Below are 5,407 nucleotides of genomic sequence, written 5' to 3'. Positions count from 1 at the left end.
CGGGTGGATCGGCAGGAAGAGGAACCTGTCGGGCGGCAGGCCGCGGGTGCGCAGCTCCGTGTGGAAGCGCTGGAGGGTCTCGGGGGCGAGCTCGCCGGCGTAGAGGCGTTCGGGGTCGGCGAGCGGACCGGTGCCGCGGTAGGAGGCGAGGTCCTTGCGGACCGCGATCCACGGCAGCCGTTGCGGTTCGCGCGCCTCGGGCGCCCAACGCGCCACGTCGGAAGCCGAGAAGCCGACCCGCCCCTTGTTGGCGACGAGCCAGGGGTGGCCGCTCATGTGGCCTTCCAGCGACGCGTGGTCGAGCTCGGCGAGGCGGGCGGCGGAGACTCCGAGCGCGTCGAGCCGGACATCGGCGGCGAGCGTCGCGGTCAGCTCCTTCACGAGGTGCCCCGTGGTGTCACCGCTGAGGTCGAGGACGGTCGCGTGGGCACGGGCGAGGAAGCCGAGCGCATCGAGTTCGGGCGGTGCGATGGTGGACGGGTCGATCGTCCAGTGGCCGTAGGCGCCGCGCCGGGCGCGGAAGCGGAGCGTCAGGCTCGCGTCGATCGGGAGGCGGTACGCCGGTGCGAGCTCGCCGGCGGGCTCCGAGCCGCGGAGGTCTTCGGGCAGCGGTCTGGGGGCCTCCGGGTCGGGTTCGGGGACGATGATCTCCTCGTAGGCGAACTCGGCGAGCATCTTGGCGAGCATGCGGCGTCCCGCTCGCTGCCAGGCGGGACGGTCGAGCCCGGCGGGGAGGGAGAGGGCGTCGGCGTCGTCGTGGCTGGTCGGGGGTAGCGGCACAGGTGACTCCTTGATCGGGGACGGGGGACGCCGAGGGCCGCAGCCCTCAGGGAGCCGCGCGGTCGCGCACCATCAGTGCGGCACGCTTGGCGGGCAGGGCCACCTCCTCGCGGTAGCGGAAGCCGGCCGCGAGGAAGGCGGCGACGGAGGGGTGGTTGCGCACGTCCGGCTCCGCGAGCACGCGGGCGCAGCGCGGACGGTGCTCCAGCACCAGTCGGACGACGGCGTCCAGCAGGGTCGTGCCGAGGCCCCGGCCGCGGTCGCGGGCTCCGCCGATGAGGAGGTGGACGCCGGTGTCGTGCGGCAGCACCCGGCAGTACCTGGCGAGCGGGTCGAGATCGGCGCGGTACAGCTCCCAGTAGCTCATGGGGACGCCGTCCAGGAGGCCGAGGCAGGGGACGCTGCGGCCGTCGCCCTCCAACTGCGCGGCCACGTGCGCCTCCGTCCGCGACGCGGGCCCCGCCAGCTCCCAGAAGGCGGCGACGGCTGGGTCGTTCATCCAGCCGTGGAGGAGCGGAAGGTCGGCCTCCAGGCGGACGGGCCGCAGCCGGAAGAGTCCGGCCCCGGTGTCCGCCCGGCGCCAGCGGGCGACGCCGTCGAGGAGGTCCGTCGGAGGACCTGCGAGGGGGAGGCGACCGCACGGGGAATCCTGACGCTCCGGCGGTTTCCGGAGGGTCGGCCCCTCGACGCCGACGTCGTCGTCGGTGCCGGGGTCGGCCGAGGACGTCTGGCGCGGCAGCGGATGCCCCATGCTTCGCCTTCTCTCGGGTGGTCGCTTCAGTGGGTGAGGCGGGCGGCGCTCCGTCCGACGAGCGGGTTGGGGAGGGGGACGTAGACGGACTGCGTCTCCACGGGGCCGACCAGTTCGTCGAGCCCCTGCGCCCTGGTGAGGAGGTTCGCCTTGCACCGCAACGTCTCGGTGTCCAGCAGGAGTTGGGCGAGGCGGGAGGCGGGCGCACCGTCGGCGGGCGCGGCCGCCGACTCCAGGAATCCGCGGACGACGGCGAGCAGCGCCTCCTCGTCGGCGAGGCCCTGGGCCCCGAAGGTGCCGACGGTGCCGAGGACGTTGTTGATGCCGAGGTAGTAGGCGAAGCGTTCGTCGACGACCGCGTCGTCGACGAACGAGTCGCTCGCGACGCCGACTCCGGGCAGCCGGCGGGCGAGTTCGGCGCGGCGGGAGACGCGGAAGTAGTACCCCTGGTTGTCCCGGTAGCGGCCGCCGGCCGGCCAGCCGTCGGCGTCGAGGAGGACGAGGGTGTTCTGCTGGTGCGCTTCCAGGGCCACCCCCGCATGGGCGTCGAGCCAGAGGATGGGGCGCACCACGGCGTCGAGGTACCGCCGGAGCCACTCGGCCGCGACGTCGCCCCGGCCGCGCCCCGTGCGCACGGCGAGCGACTCGACGACCTCCGCGAGCCGCGAGCGCAGACCGCCGGAAGGCAGCCCGGACGCCGGGCGCGGTGCCAGGAGTCCGGCGAGGCAGACGGCGTCGTCACCGGGGGCGAAGGGGTTCTCGCGCACCACGGTGTCGAAGCCGGGGAGGCGTGTGCCGTTCCGGTCGGTGAGCCCGAGCCATGCGGGGTCGCGGAGGATGTCGAAGCCGGGGTGCACGGCGTGCCACTCGGTGGCGAGTCCGGACCGCAGCAGGCGGTGGACCTCGGCGCCGCGCAGCAGCTCCTTGCGGAGGTTCTCCCGGCGGGAGTTGGTGATCCGCAAGCCGAGGGACAGCTTGAGCATGGCGTTCTCGTCCGCTCGGTGGACCGTGCGCACCGACGAGGTGGGGTGCCATGCGGCGCCGCAGGGTCCGAGGTCGTGGAGGAGCCCGGCGCGGGTCAACTCCTGTACGGCGGGGTGCCGGCGCATCTCGCGCGCCTGCCAGGGATGGAGCGGCAGCAGCGCGGTGCCCTCGGGCCGGCGGGCGCGTACGTCTTCGCCGGCGAGACGCGCGGTGAGTTCGAGCCCGGGGACGGTGCGGTCGTCCTCCTGCCAAGCGGACTCGCTCTCGATGAGCGAGGGGTCGGCGGCGTACCAGTGGAGGGGGAAGCTGCCGCGCAACTCCGGGGAGTAGAGGCGGGCTTCGCCTTCCGAGAGCCCCTCGCGGCTCTTCGGGGTGGGGTGGAGCGGGTGTCCGAAGACGAGCGCCTGCTCCGCCTCGAGGAAGGCGCCGGTGCCGTTCGGCGATCGGGGAGCGGCCCGGCGTTCGGTGAGAAAGAGGGCGGTGCGCTGCACCGAGTCGGCGACACGGCCCACGAGTTCGGTGGCGTGGCCGGCGTCGGTCGTGCCGGTGAGGTGCGCCGCCTCGCGGGAGATGAGGGCGGCCAGGGTGACGGCGTCGAGCTCGGGTGCCTCCTGCGGGACGCCTTCGAGTCGGGGGCGGCCGAACCGGTGCAGGCCCGTGGGCGAGGCGTGGAGCACGGGGACGCGCAGCGCCGTGCCGGAAGCGGGGAGCGGCACGCGGAGGAAGCCCTCCGTGCCGCAGGGGAACGAGGTCTCGCGGACCCAGCAGCGGAGGAGGTTCTCCGTGGCTGCGGCGTCCGCCTGGTCGAACGGGGCGGGGGCGTGGGGCAGATCCTCGTGCGCCGACTCGCGGGCAGGGGACGGCGGTTCACTTCCGCATCCTTCGGTCTGCGGACGCCACTGCCGCGGGAAGGCGAAGCCGACGGAGTGGGCAGGGCCCGGCAGGCTGCTCTCGGTTCCGGAGCGCACGTTCAACTGAGGTCTCCTGTGGCGATGTCGACGGGGCGCGCCCTTCGGCGCACCGCTGTACCCCGTACGTAGCAACGAACGGCCGGCGCGGTAATCACGGTCTCCGCTGGAGCAGTTGGGGCCGGGGAACCGAGGACCCTGCCGCTTCCGTCCCCTACCTCACCGGGCATAGTGGGGGCGGCCCCGCTCCGGCGCGGTGCATGACAAATCAACACGATCCGTTCCAGGGGGAGTTCCGTACATGCCATCCATATCCAGGTCCGCACGCCGCCGGTCGGTGCCCACGGTCGCCGCCGTCGTCGCGGTCCTCGCCCTGACCGCCACTGCCTGCGGCCCGGGGGACGAGAACGCCGACGACAAGCCCTCGGCCTCCGCGAGCGCCGGTCCCGAGGAACTCGCCAGGGAGCTCGGCCTCCCCGACGACCTCCCCAGCGACCTGCCGACGTCGCTCGAGGAACTGGAGAAGTGGCGCGACGGCGAGTGGAAGGACTGGGACCGGGAGCGCTGGCTGAAGGAGGCGAAGGACTTCTTCAACCCGATCATCGAGGACCTCTGGGACCCGGACCGGATGAAGGACGCCGACGGAAACGAGCGCGAGGTCGACGAGTCGGACATCGAGGACGACCCGAGCGGCGGCGAGGGCGGCACGGGCGAGGACGAGGGCGTCACCGACCCCACCCCGGCGAAGGTCCCGGCGAAGCAGGTGGACACCCCGTTCACGGGCGCGGACAAGCCGGTGGGCAAGGTCTTCATGGACACCCCCAAGGGCGCCATGGTCTGCTCGGGCTCGGTCGTCGAGGACCCCGGCAACCCCGGCAAGTCGAACCTCGTCGCGACCGCCGGGCACTGCGTGCACGGCGGAGCGGGGAAGGGATGGTTCCGGAACGTCGTCTTCGTCCCCGACTACAACCCGAAGGGGCTCCCCAACTCCGCGCTGGAGAAGGCCCAGAAGAAGGACGTCGCCCCGTACGACATCTGGTGGGCGAAGCACGCGCGGACGACCGACCACTGGATCAAGACCGGAGCCGACCGCGGAGGCAAGGGCGCGCAGCAGGACTTCGCCGTCCTGCGCGTGCAGCCGGAGGACAAGAGCAGCGGCAAGTCGCTGCAGGAGACCGTGGACGGGTCGGCGTTGAAGGTCAACTTCGGTACGCCGCGCGTGAAGTCGCTCAGCAACCTCACCGCCGTCGGCTACCCGGCCTCGCCCCCGTTCGACGGCGCGAAAATGTTCAGCTGCACGGACAAGCCCGGTCGCCTGACGCTCGACACCGAGCAGCCCACCATGTACCGGATCGGCTGCTCCATGACGGCCGGCGCCTCGGGCGGCCCCTGGCGTGACGCGAGCGGGAAGTGGCTGCTCTCGGTGACCTCGATCGGCCCCGTCACCGGTGACTGGCTCGCCGGCCCGCGGCTCGGCAAGGAGGCCAAGGGCGTCCTCGACGCCGTCAGCCGGGCCGGCTGATCCACGGGGGCTGCGTTCTCCCCGGCGGAGGCGCAGCCCCGGCACGCCTCGAACGCTTCGGAAGCAGAAGGAAAAACCAGTCATGCCACACACATACGGGGGACGCGGTCCGCGGGGCTTCAGACCCGCGCTGACGGCGACGGTGCTCGTGGCGGCGCTCGCCGTCGCGGTGACCGGGTGCGGCTCGGGCGGCGAGCCGGAGGCGTCGGACGTGAGCGCCCCGGAGCAGCCGGCGAAGGACGACAAGGGGTCCGGCGACGAGGGCCTGGGGGTACCGGACAAGCTTCCGGAGAGCCTCCCCACCTCCATGGAGGACCTCGACGCATGGCGGGACGGGGCCTGGAAGGAGTGGGACCGCGACCAATGGCTCAGGGAGGCGGCCGACTTCGTCAACCCGTACATCGAGGACCACTGGAAGCCGTCCCGGATGAGGAAGGCCGAGGAGAACGAGAAGCGCGTCGC

4 protein-coding genes and 1 pseudogene are annotated in these 5,407 nt (G+C 73.0%); 2 read left to right on the top strand and 3 right to left on the bottom strand.

Annotation, left to right across the window (positions count from 1 at the left end):
* From UWG_RS0125840 to UWG_RS0125830, 3 genes are all read right to left on the bottom strand, one after another.
* On the bottom strand, window positions 1-780 hold a 780-nt coding region (locus tag UWG_RS0125840), incomplete at its 3' end, for an IucA/IucC family protein (protein WP_016910090.1).
* A 46-nt stretch (window positions 781-826) separates the two neighbouring features.
* On the bottom strand, window positions 827-1,531 hold the full coding sequence (locus tag UWG_RS0125835) for a GNAT family N-acetyltransferase (RefSeq protein ID WP_016910089.1): 705 nt from the start codon (window positions 1,529-1,531) through the stop codon (window positions 827-829).
* A gap of 26 nt (window positions 1,532-1,557) precedes the next feature.
* Entirely contained in the window at window positions 1,558-3,489 is a 1,932-nt protein-coding gene (locus UWG_RS0125830; RefSeq protein ID WP_016910088.1) for an IucA/IucC family protein, read from the bottom strand.
* A gap of 235 nt (window positions 3,490-3,724) precedes the next feature.
* Here UWG_RS0125830 and UWG_RS0125825 point away from each other — a divergent pair, with 235 nt between their 5' ends.
* Window positions 3,725-4,945 carry a trypsin-like serine peptidase gene (locus tag UWG_RS0125825; RefSeq protein ID WP_033196381.1) on the top strand — a complete coding sequence of 407 codons (1,221 nt, stop codon included), beginning with the start codon at window positions 3,725-3,727 and terminating at the stop codon, window positions 4,943-4,945.
* 82 nt (window positions 4,946-5,027) lie between these two features.
* Window positions 5,028-5,407: pseudogene (locus UWG_RS31090) on the top strand (hypothetical protein); the annotation flags it as partial.

Origin of the sequence: Streptomyces xiaopingdaonensis, assembly GCF_000262345.1 — a bacterium.
In the GTDB taxonomy this organism is placed as follows: domain Bacteria; phylum Actinomycetota; class Actinomycetes; order Streptomycetales; family Streptomycetaceae; genus Streptomyces; species Streptomyces xiaopingdaonensis.
Note: the sequence above shows the minus strand (reverse complement) of the source record. Positions and strands in the feature narration are given on the sequence as shown.

What these genes read in the sequence shown, in the direction of transcription:
- UWG_RS0125835 (WP_016910089.1), bottom strand. Translation starts at nt 1,531, where the DNA reads ATGGGGCATCCGCTGCCGCGCCAGACGTCCTCGGCCGACCCCGGCACC.
- UWG_RS0125825 (WP_033196381.1), top strand. Translation starts at nt 3,725, where the DNA reads ATGCCATCCATATCCAGGTCCGCACGCCGCCGGTCGGTGCCCACGGTC.